Annotated in this window: 14 protein-coding genes and 2 pseudogenes; 5 read left to right on the forward strand and 11 right to left on the reverse strand. The window is 59.7% G+C overall.

The features are described from left to right. From xopAG to EN807_RS36825, 5 genes are all read right to left on the reverse strand, one after another. The coding region (gene xopAG, locus EN807_RS29355) for a XopAG/AvrGf1 family type III secretion system effector (protein WP_189522610.1) at positions 1-1,353 on the reverse strand (1,353 nt) is incomplete at its 3' end. 299 nt (positions 1,354-1,652) lie between these two features. Further along, a complete protein-coding gene (locus tag EN807_RS29360; protein ID WP_135937728.1) occupies positions 1,653-2,909 on the reverse strand; it encodes a hypothetical protein in 1,257 nt (418 codons plus the stop codon). A gap of 1,179 nt (positions 2,910-4,088) precedes the next feature. Next, positions 4,089-4,847: an IS21-like element helper ATPase IstB gene (istB, locus tag EN807_RS29365; protein WP_281033691.1), complete on the reverse strand. Its 759-nt coding sequence runs from the start codon at positions 4,845-4,847 to the stop codon at positions 4,089-4,091. Between the two features lie 23 nt (positions 4,848-4,870). Continuing rightward, positions 4,871-5,560: a hypothetical protein gene (locus EN807_RS36820; RefSeq protein WP_245485561.1), complete on the reverse strand. Its 690-nt coding sequence runs from the start codon at positions 5,558-5,560 to the stop codon at positions 4,871-4,873. Positions 5,561-5,632: 72 nt separating this feature from the next. Continuing rightward, entirely contained in the window at positions 5,633-6,220 is a 588-nt protein-coding gene (locus EN807_RS36825) for a hypothetical protein (protein ID WP_246684429.1), read from the reverse strand. A gap of 328 nt (positions 6,221-6,548) precedes the next feature. Here EN807_RS36825 and EN807_RS36830 point away from each other — a divergent pair, with 328 nt between their 5' ends. The 3 genes and pseudogenes from EN807_RS36830 to EN807_RS29385 all read left to right on the forward strand — a co-directional run. Further along, positions 6,549-7,019, forward strand: a complete 471-nt coding sequence (locus EN807_RS36830; protein ID WP_245485563.1) for a hypothetical protein — start codon at positions 6,549-6,551, stop codon at positions 7,017-7,019. A gap of 417 nt (positions 7,020-7,436) precedes the next feature. Beyond that, positions 7,437-7,836, forward strand: a pseudogene (locus tag EN807_RS29380) (transposase zinc-binding domain-containing protein); the annotation flags it as partial. 12 nt (positions 7,837-7,848) lie between these two features. Continuing rightward, positions 7,849-9,017: pseudogene (locus EN807_RS29385) on the forward strand (IS5 family transposase); the annotation flags it as partial. Between the two features lie 387 nt (positions 9,018-9,404). Here the strand turns inward: EN807_RS29385 and EN807_RS29390 are convergent. From EN807_RS29390 to EN807_RS29415, 6 genes are all read right to left on the reverse strand, one after another. Then, complete coding sequence (locus EN807_RS29390; protein WP_164759448.1) at positions 9,405-11,495, reverse strand: secretin N-terminal domain-containing protein; 2,091 nt, start codon at positions 11,493-11,495, stop codon at positions 9,405-9,407. Positions 11,496-11,562: 67 nt separating this feature from the next. After that, entirely contained in the window at positions 11,563-12,099 is a 537-nt protein-coding gene (locus EN807_RS29395; protein WP_127208158.1) for a hypothetical protein, read from the reverse strand. 35 nt (positions 12,100-12,134) lie between these two features. Then, positions 12,135-13,265, reverse strand: a complete 1,131-nt coding sequence (gene sctB, locus EN807_RS29400) for a type III secretion system translocon subunit SctB (protein ID WP_127208157.1) — start codon at positions 13,263-13,265, stop codon at positions 12,135-12,137. A 49-nt stretch (positions 13,266-13,314) separates the two neighbouring features. Continuing rightward, positions 13,315-14,331, reverse strand: a complete 1,017-nt coding sequence (gene sctE / locus EN807_RS29405; protein ID WP_127208156.1) for a type III secretion system translocon subunit SctE — start codon at positions 14,329-14,331, stop codon at positions 13,315-13,317. Beyond that, the gene (locus tag EN807_RS29410) at positions 14,324-14,818 is read right to left on the reverse strand and encodes a SycD/LcrH family type III secretion system chaperone (RefSeq protein WP_189522611.1); all 495 of its coding nucleotides are present in this window, start codon (positions 14,816-14,818) and stop codon (positions 14,324-14,326) included. The genes sctE and EN807_RS29410 overlap by 8 nt, the downstream gene beginning before the upstream one ends. A gap of 46 nt (positions 14,819-14,864) precedes the next feature. Then, positions 14,865-15,464, reverse strand: a complete 600-nt coding sequence (locus tag EN807_RS29415) for a hypothetical protein (protein ID WP_127208154.1) — start codon at positions 15,462-15,464, stop codon at positions 14,865-14,867. Positions 15,465-16,126: 662 nt separating this feature from the next. On the opposite strand from EN807_RS29415, the gene EN807_RS29420 reads away from it, so the two are divergent. Both EN807_RS29420 and sctI read left to right on the forward strand, forming a co-directional pair. Beyond that, complete coding sequence (locus tag EN807_RS29420; protein WP_135937729.1) at positions 16,127-16,609, forward strand: hypothetical protein; 483 nt, start codon at positions 16,127-16,129, stop codon at positions 16,607-16,609. Beyond that, positions 16,609-17,034 carry a type III secretion system inner rod subunit SctI gene (gene sctI / locus EN807_RS29425; protein WP_127208153.1) on the forward strand — a complete coding sequence of 142 codons (426 nt, stop codon included), beginning with the start codon at positions 16,609-16,611 and terminating at the stop codon, positions 17,032-17,034. The genes EN807_RS29420 and sctI overlap by 1 nt, the downstream gene beginning before the upstream one ends. The last annotated feature ends 17 nt before the right edge of the window (positions 17,035-17,051 follow it).

Raw genomic sequence — 17,051 nt, forward strand, 5'->3', positions numbered from 1 at the left:
GCCACGCGCTATCTCATGGAGCGTATGCCGGATCGAGCTCGTGTCGTCGTAGACTGCGTTGAGGCACGCTATAATGACAATGACCTCTTCCTTTGAGAGACATTGCTGTCCGCTCATTAAGCGCGCATGGTTGATGCAGGCGACGGCGTTGGCGCATGTGAACGAGTCACCGAGGCCTGAGCAATCCTCGAATCCGTTGCCTTTCTCATTCAATTTGAAGTGAGTGAGGGGCAGGTTTTTCATGTCTTCGATTTCCCCGCGATTCAGGTCCTCGATGACCGCGGGATGGTAACCTGATAGCCTCTCCTGAAGCCGGGTGTCGAGTTTATGCAGCCACGGCCCCACCAAGCTGGTGTTGCGCTTCAGCTTGTTTTTATGCGGATCCTCGAACATCAGAGACGCGTCCAGCTTCTCGGTTTCCGCCAGTGACAGAAAACCATGTTCGGCGAGGGTTTTCATCACGACCTTCTCGGCATTTCCCCAGTGCGCTTCAGAAGCATAGACTTGCCTGAAGTTTAGGATGGCCTGGCCGGCCGCGAACTGGGCCTCTTCGCCAAGTGCACGATCCTGATCGAGCAGCGACTCGAGCGTCTCGGTGCATTGCTTGAAAGTTAGCCCCTTTTTGCTTTGCAAGGTATTCCGGAAATGCTCCGCGCCCTTGTTCACGAAAGGCCGAGTGGCCGATCTCGAGGTGTAGCCGTACGCGCCGGTATCGTCATTGAGCACACCGGTCAGCGCGTACTTGTTCTTTTTGTCGTATAGCGGACTCTGCGTCAGGTCCGGATCTTTCGGCACCTGAGGCGGTCGGTACTTAGACACGCACTCGTCCTTCACAAGATGGCCCTTCATGCAGGCTAGGTTCAGAATGATTGACCGGCGAGCATTGGCAGAATCCGCCAAGCGCGCGACGTGGACGCGGGTCGCCGCCCGGTAGTCGATCATAGCTACGAACTGGTTGTCCCCGAAAATGCGGATTGGAATGAGGGGACGCCCATTCAAACGCTTAGCATCGGGGCTGGCGCCGTGATAGCGCGTGTAATATTCCCTCGCCTTCGCCTGGGCGGTCCTAAGCCGTTGGTTGCTGGTAAAGCCCTTTCTCCCATCATGTAGCGAGGTGGTGGAAAGGGGAAAATCGTTGGCGATCTTATCGTAGGCGCAGCCCGCGCCCGCGAGGCACAGGCCGTACTTCACCGCCCGCGCGAAATAGTTTGATCCGTCGCCCGTTCCGCCTGGCGCACCCTCACCATCCTTTTCCTCACCACCTTTCTGCTGTGCTGGATTCTTCGCAGGTGAGGGTGCCGCACTCCGGGAATGAAACACAGCAAGTTGATGCGCTTCGTGGAACGCAGTCACGGCGCTCGGAGCCTCTGCCAGCCCGTCACGAGGCGCCGGTCTAACGCCGAAAAGCCGTTAAGTTGGTTATTCCCGATTCGCATCTCACCGCTCCTCTAGCAAAGCCCATGATGCAGCCTCAACAGTTGCGGGCACGACATCGAACGGATTGTCAGAGGGGTCATTGATCATCACGTCGCCATCCTCGATAATGTTGCCGCCTTCAAGCCCGACAGATTCTTATCTCCTGCGATCGGCCTCCGCGTGTTCAACAGGCCTTGAAGGCGATCCGTAAGCCGTAACCCGTTCTTCCGCCTGTCTTAGGGCAATAGTGCTGCCAGGGCGCGAGCCCGATACTCCGGCTCGTCAAGTCCGTCGGCAAGGGCAGCGATGCGCCTTTGTAGCTCGGGGGCAAGGCCCGCCAAGCCTTGCCGGAGGCCTGCTAGAGCCATTACGAGATACTCGGGGTCGTCGATGCTCTCGGCCAAGACGGCGAGACGCTGCTGCAGTTCGGGCGCAAGCCTTGGTACGCCGGCTCCGAGGCCCCGTAGGGCCGAGGCGCGATTGGCGCCGTCAAGTCCCTCGGCGAGGACGACGAGACGCTGCTGCAGCTCGGGCGCAAAAACTGCCACGCCGGCTCCAAGAACCTCGAGGGCCAAAGCGCGATGCCCGGGGTTGTCGAGCCTCTCGGCGAGGACGCCGAGAGGCTGCTGCAACTCGGGCGCCTGCCCTGTGACGCCTATTCCGAGCGCGCTGAGGGCGAAGGCGTGATAGTTTGGTTCGTGAATGCCGTCGGCGAGGACCAGGAGACGCTGCTGCAGCTCGGGCGCAAGCCCTGTGACGCCTATTCCGAGGGCCACCAACGCCGAGGCGCGATTCCAGGGCTGGTCGAGCCCCTCTGCGAGAGCCACGAGGCGCTGCTGGGGCTCGGGCGCAAGCCCTGTCAAGCCTGCTCCGAAGCCGCGTAGGGCCCTGGCGCCATCTTCGGGCTCACCGAGTCCCTCGGCGAGGGCGACGAGGCGCTGCTGCAGGGCCCTCCAGAGCTCGGGAGCGATGCAAGGGGTCAAGTCCCTCGGCAAGGACGACGAGACGCAGCTGGAGCGCGGGCGAAGCCCCGCCACGCCGGCTCCAAGGACCTCGAGGACCGAGGCGCGATGCCCCGGGTTGTCGAGCCTCTCGACGAGGACGACGAGACGCTGCTGCAACTCGGGCGTAAGCCCAGTGACGCCTGCTCCGAGGGCGCTGAGGGCCAAGGCGCGATAGTTTGGTTCGTCAATGCCGTCGGCGAGGACCAGGAGACGCTGCTGCAGCTCGGGAGCAAGCCCTGCCACGCCTGTTCCGAAGCCCCGTAGGACGAAGACGCAATCTTCGGCGTCTTCAAGTCCCTCGGCGAGGGCGACGAGACGCTGCTGCAGCTCGGGCGGGAGGCCAGCCAAATCGGCTCCGATCTCCTCCAGGGCCGAGTTGCGCATCTCAGGGTCGTCAAGCCCCTCGACTAGGGCGACGAGAGCTACCTTCTGCGCACTTAGGAGGCAATTGAAATTGTGCGCCAGTGATTGGATCACGCCGGAATACATCAGCCCAGCCGAGGGATTTGCTCCGGATTGCTGTTCCGTCAACCTGTTCCAGATGGCCTGAACTCGGACGGCCCTTTGATACCTTTCTTGATATGCCGGAGTTAGCTGGACGACAGCACGCAGTTCAGGACTTGATTGCGTCAAGCTCAGAAGGTCGATCGGGATAAGCCTCTCCGCTGTGTCACCTTGTTCAAACAATAGAGAAAGGATACTGCTGGGTTGCTCCTCCCTCGCGCGTGGGGCTTGAAACTCAGAGCGCGTCTGCTCCACCACAGAGCTGGATGCTCCGCCGGCTTCTTCAAGCCGAACAAGCGGCCCGGCGGGAGGATCGTCCGTGGTATCACGGTCCATGGCGCTAGCAAACGGCATGGGCGCCTTGCCACGCACGTCAATGTTCCTCATGATTCACCCCTTACGGATCAACGACTATTATGCCCATCGGGAATCATGGCCCATCGGGTGCCTGGTTTGTTGCAGGCATATCCTGATGTGCAAATGATGCGCCACTTGAACGACCGACATTGATCTCAGCCCTTCCGTGCCGAGAGGGTGGAACCTGCCAGCTCAGCCAGCGGGGCGCGTGTCGCGAGTCTGGGAGGGATCCAGGTGGTGACTGAGGACTGTTGCCGAGCAACTCTGCTCTTGCCGCCAGGGATATTCCCTGGTCATTGCGTGCAAGGCCGCTGATGAACTTGTGCCGAAAACCATGCGGTGAGCTCGCGGAATCCTGATGGCTCTTCTTTGTCCGAAGCAGACAGCCGAATGTCAACCATCCGCCAATTTGTTGCGAAGGCAACCACGTCCAGCAAAACGGACGCGCATGTTCTCGCTGCGCAAACTGGCCTGGATCTTGCGGCGTGCTTCGCAGCACGAAAAAGGCTTGGTTGCAGGGATCCCCAAGTGAATGCTCCTCCTACGACGTTCCGCTCGGCTTCCCTGCGGTAACTGCAGTATTTGCAAATCCGGTGGTCGCTAAATAGTCAGGCCGCCTCATCATTCGTGCCAGCGGGGCGCCAGTCGGCATACGCGCGACTCCTGCGTATTCCGACGAAGCCGGCCATCGATTCCGATTTGAAGCCGGCCAGTCATTCCGATTTCATTCCGGCCGGTGTTCCGATTTGAAGCCGGCCATTTTTCGGACTGATCCTGGGTCTCGTTTGGGTTGGGTTTCGTTTCAGGTCAAGCTTGCGCTGTTTCAGAGGCTCTTGGCGAGCGCTGTTTTCGCATGCTTTCACCGGTGAGATCGATGCGATAGGCGTTGTGAACGAGGCCGTCCAGGATGGCATCGGCCAGAGTTGGGCTTGCAATGATCTCGTACCAGCGATCCAGAGGCAACTGGCTGGTGACGATTGTTGATCGGCGTTCGTAGCGGTCTTCAATGATCTCAAGCCCATCACGCCGCTGGTCATCATTGAGTTTTTCCGGTCCCCAGTCATCGAGAATGAGAAGGTCGGTTTTGGCGAGTTTCTTGAGGATCCGGCCATAACGTCCGTCTCCTCTCGCGAGGGCAAGCGTTGCAAACAGCCGGGGATAGGCGACGGAGAAATCCTCTCGGCAAGCTTTGTGGCCAAGGGCACAGGCCAGCCAGCTCTTGCCGACGCCCGCCGGCCCGGTGATGAGAAGGCTGTGATGCTTTCTGATACAGTCGCAGCCGGCGAGCGCCATGAACAGATTGCGATCGAGACCGCGTGCGGCGCGAAAGTCGGCATTCTCGATTTGTGCGTCATGGCGAAGTTTGGCAGCCCTGGCGCGGGCTTCGAAACGCTTCTGGCGGCGCATGGTAGCCTCGCGCTCGAGCAGCATGGCAAGCCATTCGCCATACTCGAGGCCGCGTGCTTCGGATTGTGCGTCGGGCTCCTGGAAGGCGGTGGCCATGCCATGAAGGCCGAATTCGCGCAGCCGGATGGTGGAATGCCTTGCGGCCTTGTGATTGGCGATAAGCGAGGCGATTCTCTTGCAGTTCAGCCCACCGATCTCGACAGCGCGGGCTGACACGGCTTCGGCGCGATCGTGTGGGATATCTCGAAACAGGCGAAGGACACCCAGGCATGTCCGAAAGCCTTGTTCAGGATGTGGGCGACTGGCGAGGATTGCGACAACCAAGCCTTCCGTCTCGGCCCGACGGATGCGGCCCAGCGACGGAAACGATCCGGCGTCCACTCGGCATATCGCCGGTGGGAGCTGGGCATATGATCCGGATCCGTCCCATGACGAGGGCCGCCATAGCGGCGCTGATGGACGGCAATGCGCTTGCCGCGGTGGAAGATCTCGATGCGTGCCGTTGCTCTCAGATCGACTTGCTGGCGAATGAGGCTGTGCGGTACGGAATAAAAGAAGGTCTTGAACTCGACGTGGTAATCCGTCGAAACGCGGGCCAAACGCCACTCGGCGAATTCGTAGTCTTTGCTCGGCAGGCTTGCGAGCGCAGCACGCTCGACGCTCTCAAACAATTGCCGGCGACTGACGCCCAGCCGACGCATGACGTGATCATTGATGCGATCGAGTGCCTGGCGAATAGCGGCATTGGCCTCGGCCAGCGAGAAGAAGGTCTGGTTGCGCAGCCGCCCCAGAATGCATGACTGGGCGAAACGCACGCCGTTCCGTCGCGGCCGTGCCGGAAGAACCCCGCCGCCATAATGGGATGCCATCATGCCGTAGCTGCGATTAATCTCGGATCGTAGAAGCTGGCGCGCTGACACCCGACTTCAGATTGTCGGGGACGATCAGTCGGGGAACGCCATCAAAGAAACGAAACATCCTGATGTGTGAACCAATCCAATCAGGCAGTGTCTGGGTCCAGGTTGCTTCGGCATAGGTGAAGCTGGACGCACCCAGCACTGCCACGAAGATCTCCGCCTCACGGATCTCGCCGGTGTCTCGATCAAGGATCGGGATCTTCTTGCGGAATAGTCGACGAAGACCTTGTCGCCGGCGGCGTGTTCCTGGCGCATCGTCGGCGAAAGCCGCTGTTCGAAGCTGCGAAAGAGCTCGCAGAACCGGCTATAGCCATATCCGTCGGGATGACTTCCTCGATACTCCTCCCACAAGATGAGGAGCGTGACGCCCGGCTTCTTGAGCTCGACGGCAAGATCGGCCCAGTTCGGCTCTGCGCGCCGCCGCGTGCGCTGTTTGACGCCATTGCGAGCGAAGAGTTTGTTCTCAAGCGCGTCATCGGTTAGCTCGCCCGGCAGGGGCCAGCTCAACCCGATTGCCGCTGCGCGCCGCAGATTATCCTGCACCGTACTGCGTGCTATTCCCAGCACGACCGCAATCTCGCGGGAGCTGGTCCCGCTTCCGGCAAGCCGAAGCATTTGTCTCAACTGTCTCATGGTCAGCCTTCTCTTTGCCGGCATCAAAATTGTCCTCGTTCATCGCGAGGTAATTGATGCCAAAATTGCTGACCCAGGAGGTAATCTTCAGTGCCGAAACCGGCCGGTCTTTGGTTGGAATGGTGGCCGGCTTCATACCGGAATGGTGGGCGGTGTCTGATCGGAATGGCGGCCGGCTTCACGTCGGAATCCGCACGACTCCTATGCGCTGAGCTTCCAGCTGCTCTTCACGTTCGCTGCAAAGAGGCTGAAGGTCTCGCCATCGGCGCTGACGCTGGAGCAACTCGACGCCGGTCTCATCAGAGCTTTCCTGGAGTATCTCGAGGACAAGCGCAAAAACGCGCCGGTGACGCGCAATGTCCGGCTGGCGGCCATCAAGTCCTTCTTCCGCTTCCTCGAATACAGGCAGCCGGCAGCCCTGGAGCATATCCGCTGCGTCCTGGCGATCCCATTCAAGAAGACGGATCGGCGTCTGGTCCCCAGTCCAAACACGGGAGGAGCTGCAAGCGGTGCTCGATGCCCCCGATCCCGGCACGCGCGATGGCATCCGCGACCGGGCCATGCTGCATCTGGCGGTTTGTGGGGTCTCGCGTGTGACGGGGTTGAAGCTCGAGGACATCGACCTGTCGTCGATGAGCATTCGTGTCCTGGGCAAGGGACGGCGGGAACGGACAGCTTCCCTTGTGGAAGACCACGGCCGCAGCCCTGCGCGCCTGACTCGCCGTTCGCGGGCGGGTCGCAGCGCCCGAGGTGTTCATCAGCGCCCGGGGAGTGCCGCTGAGCCGATGGGGCTTCGCCTATCTGCTCAAACAGCATGCAGCGACCGTCGCTCGAGCGCATCCTGGCCTCGACAAGAAACGATCTCGCCTCACGTGCTCGGGCACACATGCGCGATGATCATCCTGCAAGCAACGCAGGACATCCGTAAAGTGTCGCTGGTTGGGACATGCCACTCTGACGACCACTGAAATCTACACGCGTGGTGATCCGACAGAGAAGCTCGACGCCATGGAATCGATCGTTCCACCGCTTCTGCGGCGCGTCGCGTTCCAGCCGTCCGACAGCTCATCGCGCTCCTCAAGCGCCCTTCGTATTGGTGAGCCGGGTTGGCGGCGGCACACACAAGAGCGCGATCAAGTCGCTGCCAGCTCCCCATTACTAGATCTGCCCATAGTGCAGGTCATGGGCGACGCTCATTAGCTGCCGTAACCGCCACTGCCCTAAGTGCCAGGGCCTGGCTCGCGCCCAGTGGCTAGCCGGCGGTAGGCTGAGCTGCTGCCGGTCCCATACTTCCACGTGGTCTTCCCCGTCCCGGCCCAGATCGCTGAGATCGCCTTCCAGAACAAGGCGGCGGTCTATGCGATCCTGTCAAGGCCGCATCCGAGGCCTTGAGGGTGGCGGCGGCCTATCCTAGGCATCTGGGCGCCGAGATCGGCGTGGTCGCCGTGCTTCATACTTGGGGTCAAAATCTCCACCATCATCCGCATGTCCACTGCGTCATGCCGCGCGGCGGCCTGTCGCTCGAGCCTGCCACGGCGAAGGCCGGGGACCAGCGATGGATCGCCTGCCGGCCGGGATTTTTCCTCCCCGTACGGGTTTCTGTCGCGCTGCGCTTCGGTGCGGTCGATTCGGACGGTCCCGGCATGCCGCCGCTGCCGACCCGGCTGATGGCGGGGCTGGCGACCCTCAAGCACACCTTCAACCTGTCAGACGAGGTGCTGTGCGAGCGCTGGGTGGAAAACCCCTACTTCCAGTATCTGTGCGGCGAAGAGTTCGTCCGCCACGCACTGCCGTTCGACCGCTCGTCGATTGACGCGCTGGCGCAGCCGCATGGGCGAGGAGCGGATCGTCGCGTTTTGCAGGAAAGCCTCAGCATTGCAGTCAAGACCGGGGCGATGAAGCCGACCGACACGCGCCAAGTGATCGTGGACACGACCGTGCAGCCGAAGAACGTGATGTTCCCGACCGACGCCAAGCTCATCCACCGCGCCCGCGAGCGGCTGGTGCGGCTGGCCAAACAGGCGGGGCTGGATTTGCGCCAGACCTATGTGCGGGTCGGCAAGCTGGCGCTGATCAAGCACCAGCGCTATGCGCACGCCAAGCAGTTCAAGCGGGCCAGCAAGGCGCTGCGCAGGCTCAAGACCTATCTCGGCCGGACCATTCGCGACATCTCCCGCCAGATCGCCGGCGATGCGGAACTGGGCGCGCTCTTCAAACGGTCGCTCTACCAGGCCTCCACCGTTCTCGAGCAGCGTCAGCGCCAGCGCGGCCGCAAAATCTACAGCCTGCATGCGCACGAGGTGGAATGCATCGGCGAGGGCGCTCAGGCGCCCTACGAGTTCGGGGGGAGGTGTCGGTGGCCACCACGCTGAAGCGCTCAAAGGGTGGCCAGTTCGCCCTGCTTGCAAAAGCGCTGCCCGGCAATCCCTATGACGGCCACACGCTCGCAGCGATCATCCCTGACATGGAAAAGACCATCGGCAACGAGATCAGCCGCGTTCTCGCCGACGCCGGTTATCGCGGCCACAACGCGCCGCAAAGCCATAAGTTCAGGGTCTCCACCGCTGGTCAAAAGCGCCGCGTGACACCGGCCATCAAGCGCCAGATGCGGCGGCGATCGGCCGTCGAGCCGGTGATCGGCCACATCAAGAACGAACACAGAATGGGCCGCAATTACCTCGCTCACACCCAAGGCGATGCGATCAACGCCATCCTGGCCGTAGCCGGTTACAACTTCTCCCTCCTGCTCAGGTGGCTGAAGGCGTTTTTGTGGCTCTTGATCGCCGCGTTCCTGAACCGGCCGAAGCAGCTTGCCACTCAGCGATCAAGATTGTTCACAGTCGACGGAGACGCGTCGTGCAGGAAATCACTGGTGCGGACGCGCCCACCCTCTGGATGTTCAAGCTCCGAGCGCGTCCGATCCATGGGCGAATTGGACCGTGGGCCAGCCTCTCCAGAGGCAGGACCGCTGGACCCACCTGTGTCCTCCGCGCCGCTGACGACTCTGGCTTGCCAACTGTACGCGCTGCCAAGTCGACCGATACCCGTCATAGTGACGCGCGGGTTTCCGTCGAGAGGACGCGGAGCTTTGCCTCCCATAGCGTCTGTTGGCGACGAGTTCGTCCCTGCTGCTGGTCCACATCATCAGAGCACTGCTGCTCCCATTTCACCGTCGCCTTGGGACCGGCCGTTGCGGCTGAGCTGACGGCGTTAGCCGGCGGCCCAGGTCGGGGGCCAGCGACTCGAACTTTTCACGCAGCTCCTGCGTCAGCGCTCTTGCGTCGGCGTCACTGTCAACCACGCGGGCGTTGAGCAATATCAAGAGCTCAGTCCGTTCCTTGCCGTATTCCGTGCTGCGGAACAGTCCCCCTAAAAGCGGAATGTCCTTCAGCACAGGGACCCCGGAATTGGCTTGGTTGGTGCTATCTTGCATCAATCCGCCGATAGCGATCGTGTCGCCGTTTCGCATCGATACGGTACTCCGGAGGCGGCGCAACGAAATCACCGGTGATTGAACATTGGTAAGCGTGTTCCTGTTGCCGGTGCTGACCTCCTGAAACGTGTCGAGTGTTATACTACCACCGGCACCAATTCTGGGCGTAACAGCCAAGATCACCCCTGTGTCGCGCATCTCGACATCGCTCATGATGGGTGAGTTTCCGCTTGCGATAGATTGCGATGATCGGCCGAGGATCGGGATCTGATCGCCCACCTGGATCGTGGCGGTTTGATTGTTGACCGCAAGAATGCGCGGCGCGGATACAACCTCGACCTCCCCAAGTGCGCTCAGCCCATGTAACACAATGTTGACGTCCGTGTTGGGGAACACATACGACAGACCATTTGGAACTGCTCCCAAGCTCTTGGTGGAGAGAAGATAGTCCACGCCGTAGCGCAGACCATTGTTCAGCCGCACCTCGGCGACGATAGCTTGGATGAGAACCTGTCGAGGCTTGACATCGAGTTGAAGGATCGCGGCCTCCACGATCTTGTAGTCGTGCGGTGCTGCGAGCACTACGAGCGCGTTCTGTCCTGGGTCCTCCTGGATCCGCACCGGCGCCGAGAGGCCAAGACGGTTCGCCGACATTTCCGTTTGGTCCACTGGGTGCGACCTTGAGACGGTCGCATCTGGCGTTTCGGCCGTCAGACCTGGCACATTGACCGGCAGGCTGGCTCGATTGGATACGCCGCTTCCCAGCGAGAGGTTGCCGAACATTCCCGCGGGCTGTGCAGGCGGGACAGCACTGGGCGCCTCAGCGCCGAACGTTTGCGCCAGCACATGCGCCGCTTCCGAAGCCCGCCGGTAGAGCAGTGGACGCACGTGAATGTTTGCCGACGCCTCCGACGCACTATCCAGTCTTGCGATCGCCTGGCGGACTTGCTTGAGAGCTGCAGGATCTTCTGCCACAACAAGGATACCATTCAGTCGCTCTAGCGCCGCAAATTGGACAAGCCCTCTCTCTTGGCCATTTTGCGTAAACAACAAATTGAGTTCTCGCTCAATATCGGCGGGGCTCGCTTGAGACAGCGTATACAGCGCGAATGATTTGTGAAGCATGGCTTCGGTATCAAAGAGGTCGACCAGTTCCCGCACAGAACTCACGGATCCTGGCGGACCACTGACAACAATGCCTCTTCCTCCGGGCGCCAGCGTGAGATGAACACCGTTCTGCAAGTTCGGTCGGATTACCCCGATGACCTCAGCCGGATCAACATACCGCACCGGAATGATTTGAACGCTGCTCTGCATGCCGCCCGGGAGGTCAGCCAAGCGCCCCACCCGCACTCCTTGATCACCCGCAGCCAGTCCATAGCCGTGCGGCGCAAGGGCTTTGTCCAGAAGCCGCGGCACCTCACTCACGGGCACCTGCCGTGCTGTATGAAGGGTCATTTTCCCTCCAACGCCGGGATCGATGACAACGGGCATTCTCATCACATCACCTACGATATCCTGCACCACCTGGCGAATGTCGTCATTCGCAAAGTCAAGGCTCACCCGCCTGCTATCCGACACCACCGGCAGCTTCCGTTCCCCTGTGGCTGCCACTGGCCGCGCTTGCCTCTGCCCCAGCACTTCAAAGCCGTTAGTCTGCGGTCCGCGACGTTCTCCCAAAACCGCGGAGTCAGACGGGACGAAGGACGGTGCGTTCAGCAAAACCCCGCGCTCGGCAATCGCACCACTGCCGGAGCACCCCTCTAGAAGCAACAGTAACCAAGGGAAACAAATCAATGCAGTGTTCCTGCCTGCGATGGCCATCCGTTCACCCATTAAATTCACAAACTACATATTCTAGAATCAGAGTTGATCGCTAGGCCGCGAATACTTACCTGGTGTTTCCGATAATATTCTCCTTGGTTTTGCCATCCTTGGACAACAGGTTGGTCGCGAGTTCAACACACTGATTTAACTTGTCCATCAGCGACTGCAGGCGAATCAGCGCCATGTGCGAATCGCTATTTGCGGTATCGATGCTCGCCTTCAGGTTGGAGATAGCGGCATCGAAGTCCGACTGAACACCGGAGGTATCGGATGCTTTCTGCTCGATAGCGATGCCGTTCGCGAGCATCCACTGATGGGTATTTTGGGTCTCGCCGTGCGCGTCCACAAACTCGCCATACGACCGTACTCCCTTGTCGTCAGGCCGGTTGGCGCGTAGCGCGGCCAGAGCGGAGTTCGCGGTCTTTAGCCAATCGGTCCGCTTCTGCATTTCTTCGAATTCATCTTTAACTTGATCCTCAAGAAGATTATACCGCCCTAACTGAATTAGCAGTGCCAACGCGCTCAAGTCGCCCCCGGCCCGGGGGATATTGGACGCATCGCGAGAAAGTTGATTTGGGGGTATCACGTTTGACATTGCCACTGGCCTTTCCTGCGCAGATTAACTTGTTCCTGCTCTCACCCCATGTTGACGATCTTGCTCCTCGTGTCAGCGTCCGCGCGTCTCATCTCGGAAAGCTTGTCCAGAACGTCCTGGATCATCTTTTCATAGGCTGATTTGAATTCACTCTCGTCGTCGGCGCGAGAGCGCATCTTGGTACCCTCCGCTTCCACCTTTGCCTTTTTCTCCTGCTCACTGGTTGCCCCCATTTTGAGGGCGGCACCTGGGATCTTACCGACCTCGGTCATGCCCGTGGCGAGGCCGCTCCAGATCATGGTCGTCTCGTGGGCGACTTGCTGCGCTCTGTAGATCCTAGTCAGGTCAACGGGGGGCGGCTGGCTAGCTTCCGGGGATCGCTCTGGGACCAGCTTCGCTTCAGGCTGCTGCAGGTCAGCCCGGAAACTCGTTTCCTTCGAACCGCTGAGCTTCGCATCGAGGCGAGTCTGTGCTTTGCTCGCGCCCTTAGTGCTGACGCGCGCACCGGCTATCGCGAAGGCGGAGGTTAGGAACGTGCCGACCAGCTCACGTATCCCAGAAGCGCGAAGCGCTCTGTAGATCCTGTTCTGGTCAACGGGGGGCGGCTGGCTAGCCTTCGGAGATGGCTCTGCGGCCAGCTTCGTATGAGCCCGAAAACCCGTTTCGTTCAAACCGCTGAGCTTCGCATCGAAGCGAGTCTGTGCTTTACTCGCGCCCATAATACTGACGCCCGCACCGGCTATCGCGAAGGCGGAGGTTAGGAGCGTGCCGACCAGCTCACATATTCCAGAAGCGCGAAGCGCCTTGGCAGCAGCTTCCTGTGCCGCAATATCGCAGTCACGCGCGGCCTGCCGGTCCAGTCTTGCAAATTCCCGGAACTTCAGACTGAGGCTGTGCAGCAACGCACCAACTGCATATATATCGACTGAGGCGAGCCGTGCTCCCAGAGCGGTTTCGGCACCATTGTTTTGGACGACGATGTCTTCCAGCGTTGGCGAACCGGCCGATGCCAACTTGAAGAGGTCGGCTGGTGTTGTTATCAGTTCGCCGTACCTCACGCCCATGCCATTAGACGTCGCGAACATAGGCAAAAAGGGCCAATGTTCATCCAAATCGCGGCCCGGCAGACGAGGGCCGCGAATGTCGTTTGCTTGTACGACAGTGTGTAGCATGCATACTCTCCTAGCGTTTTGGTAGGGCCTGGACAGCTATGATCGCTCGTCAGCCGATATGCCGTATGACGGCTGACGCGGACCGACTCTGCTCCTCGATGGCATCGACAACTCTTTGCATCATGGTCTTGATGCCGAGGACCAATTCCTGGATGCGCGCCATTTCGTCCTCTTGAAGTTGGGCCAGCTTGGTGAGGAATTTCCTGATATCCAGCGTCTCCGCCCGGACGTCCGTCGCCTGCTTCTTGATGATTCCGCTCGCGGCCCCTGCGAAGAACTCGGCTAACGAAGCAGTACCTTCGCCCGCCCGAGCCGCTGTCGCAAGGCGCTGACTTGCCATAGCAATCTTCGCCACCTTATCGCCCCGGCTTGTGATCTTCGTGGCAATGCTCGTCACCGCATTCCACCCACCAGACACGGCACCGGCACCCAAGCTTGCCAGCGAAGAAGCAAGGACGATGAAACCCGTAATGACAGTGGCCCAAATCTCGGCCTGACCCTGCGCCATCCCCAGGTCTTCGATCAGGCTCTTCGCAATGGCCTGCGTCATCTTTTCGATGACCCCCGTCTCGGTCAGGGTCCCCACGGTCACTGCCACTGCTGCAGCCGACAAGGCGAAAATCCCGCCGGTGACCACGGCCACTACCACCGACAGCGCGACCGCAATCCATCCAAATATCCTCATGGCGGTCGAACTCTTCTTCGCTTCCCTCAGCTTCTCCGCCGCGTCAGTGATCTTTCGGGCGATTTTCTCGTTCTGCTGCCGCTGCAGTTCACCTCGGTGCCGCACATCCTCCATACCCGCGGCAGTCTGGGCGTCGGCCATCTTCATCTTGAGGGCTAGAAACTTCGCGGCTACTTCCATCGCATCAAAGGCCCGTGGTGGGGGCAGCATTGGCGCCGCATGCGACGCCGGAGCACCGACAAACACCGGCGGCAGCGCAAGTTCAGCGCCCGATTTGCTGAAACCAACCGAAAAATTGTGGGTGGGTGCGTCGATCTGAGTTAGCACGCTGGTTTTAAGTCGCATTCCACCGATTGGTTCCGTTATGCTCATTTTATGCATCGCAGGCTCCTTTACGCGCTGCTTCGGACCTGAGCTGGCGCAGCATCAGCGACGCGCGCTGAGCGAAAGCCTTATGCTCCGGCTTTCCACCGCTAAGCTCCAATACGCTCTCAAGCGCGCTCACAGCAGCCGCCCGCTGATTGAGCTTGATGAGGCATTTCGCAGCGCAAAGCGGGATCTGCGGATCCTCCTTGTTCAGCAGCGCAGCCAATCCATACGCACGCAGGGCATTTGCTGAATCGCCGGACATTTGACTCGCAGCACCGAATCCGAACCAAAATCTCGGGTCCGTGTACCGGTGCATGCATAGAAAACGAAAGAAGATCAGCGCCTCGCCATTTCTACCAGAAGAATAGAAGCGATGGCCGAGCGCGTAGACTGCCTCGAGTTCGTCATCCGTGATCCCAATGACAGCTGCCAAATCCGTACGCCCTGCGATGATCTTTTCGGTAAGCCGCGCCAGTCGTCTAGCCTCATTAGTGTCCACTTCTCCACCGCCCCTCACTAACTCCTCTACCTCCTTCATAACCGCCTTAGACCCACTGCCGTACTGGTTTGACGCGCGGCGCACGTACTGGCTGCTGATTGGACGTGAGGGTCATGCGATCGCTCAGAACCGCCTGCCGCTCACATGTGTAAGCTTGCTGAAAACTCTCGTCTTGAGCCTCAACAAATGCGGAAATGGCATCGCCGGTCATGGCATAGTCGCCCAAGAGCTCAGCTTGCCGGTCGAGTTGTTCCCGACCTTTTCTCAAGAAGCTCTCCACCTGCGCGATCGTTTGCCGCGAACTCATCATCGTCCCATCGAGATCTTTGCCATCCATACGTCCACGCGCGGAATCGCAAGCGTTGTGGCAACTGACATCGGGCCCGCGCGCAAAGTTTTGATCGTTGGAGAGCAGCGACTGGTTGATGCTGCGATGGCGGCGGCAAATTCCATTCCAATAGATCGCCGCATTGCAGAATGACACCATTTGTTCCCTTATAACCGCCCGATCGCCATCGACGTGATCAATGTCAGCCCAAAGCAGCAGAGCACCGCCTTGATCGGCACAGAGCGCCACCTGGACAGAGACACGGAAGAGCAGGTTCTCTCCGAGCAATTCACGGATCTCCAGTTCATTGTCCGGCACTGTCTTTGCAATCCTGCTGGTTAATCGCACTGATCGTACGCCTGTCGCCTCCAAGACGATCCCGACTCTGTCGACCGTGAGCTCAATGCGCTTTACAGCCGCGGGCGAGGCGCAAGGACGATCTGAATTCTTCAACAAGCACTCCAAAGCCACTAACAGGACATCGTCTGCCGACGCTGGTGCCACCCTCGCTTTTCCTTCTTCCACAAGCCGAGAGCCTTGCCCACATTCGGCTTGATGGCGTCTGCGCCCCAGTTCCCAGGCCCTTGAACCGCCATAGGCCCACGGATTATTGATCCAATACCCAAAATGAAACAGAACGACCAATATCGTATGGATATGTATACATCGGCAGGCATGATGGCATTGAAGCGACCAGCTGAGATGTGGACGACGAATATGCTCTCCCGTTCAGTGCGCATATGCAGAAAGTATGGACGCATATCGTCTTTATATTTGCGCCTGGCACTCTATTGAATAACATTGCAGTGAGAAATATGATGTCTTCCTGCGTGCCAACCGGTCTGCAAAATCCTTTATTGATGTGGCTGCCGGCGTGTGGATTAGCCGTCCCGGGTGCAAATTGAGGATGAAACGGAATGCCGGTCGTTGCGGGAGCGATTTGAAGAAGCTGTAGGCGCGTTAGAATCGGTCCGTAGCAGATGGCATGGTCACCCGAAGATGACGCGCGACTTGGCCAGAGAAGGGAAATTCGATATACGATGTCTCGTTCGTGTACCTCTGTGCCATCTGAGAGTCGCACTGAAATTGGGGTCGGCTTTCGGCGCAATCTTGCCGAAGCGGCATTCTTGGCTTGCATTTCGAACGACGTAGTGCGGGCCAGGCGGATTGCGAAAGGACTTGACGCTCTTGCGCCGGGCAGCAGGGAGTCCGTTATCGCTTACGCCATTGCGGATCTGACGGTAGGAAATATCGAGGCAGCGCTTGAGCAGCTCCGTCCGCTTTCGGAAACCAACGACGCATATGGGTTGGCGTTCAGCGCGCTGGCTCTCCATCTTTCCGGACGGCTCAGCGAGTGCGATGCCGTGCTCAGGCGGGTTACGGTTGGAAATCCCGATGTCGATGGACTCGTTGCCGCTATCGGCAAGAACTCGATCGGACATGCTGTGGAGAGGGACATTTGATGAACGTGAACAGCATCAGCCCAGCGGCGCTGACGTCCGTTTTGCCAACGGACACTGCATTTGTGTCGGAAACATCGACTGAATCCCTGGACGCCTTTCGCGCCGAATTCAATCGGCCCGAATTGCCGCCGCAGCACGACAGGTCAGCGACCGGTGCAATCGACCAATCGACCGAGGTGGCGCGCGGATCTGGCGTCGCCCGCACACCGGGAGACGCCATCCTCAGCAGCATGGAGAAGCTAAGCGCCAGCTTTACCCACGCCATCGAAGCCGCTCATAGCACAGCGGGTATGGAAGGAATCCACTCAGGCGATTGGCTGAATGCACAGCTCGCGATCTCAGCTTTGTCCCTACAGTGTGACCTACTGGCCAAGGTGGTCGGCAAGGCCACGCAAAGCCTGGATACTTTCCTGAAAAACCAATGATCTACGCTGGTGGACGG

The sequence above is a fragment of the Mesorhizobium sp. M5C.F.Ca.ET.164.01.1.1 genome, assembly GCF_004792125.1.
GTDB lineage: Bacteria > Pseudomonadota > Alphaproteobacteria > Rhizobiales > Rhizobiaceae > Mesorhizobium > Mesorhizobium wenxiniae.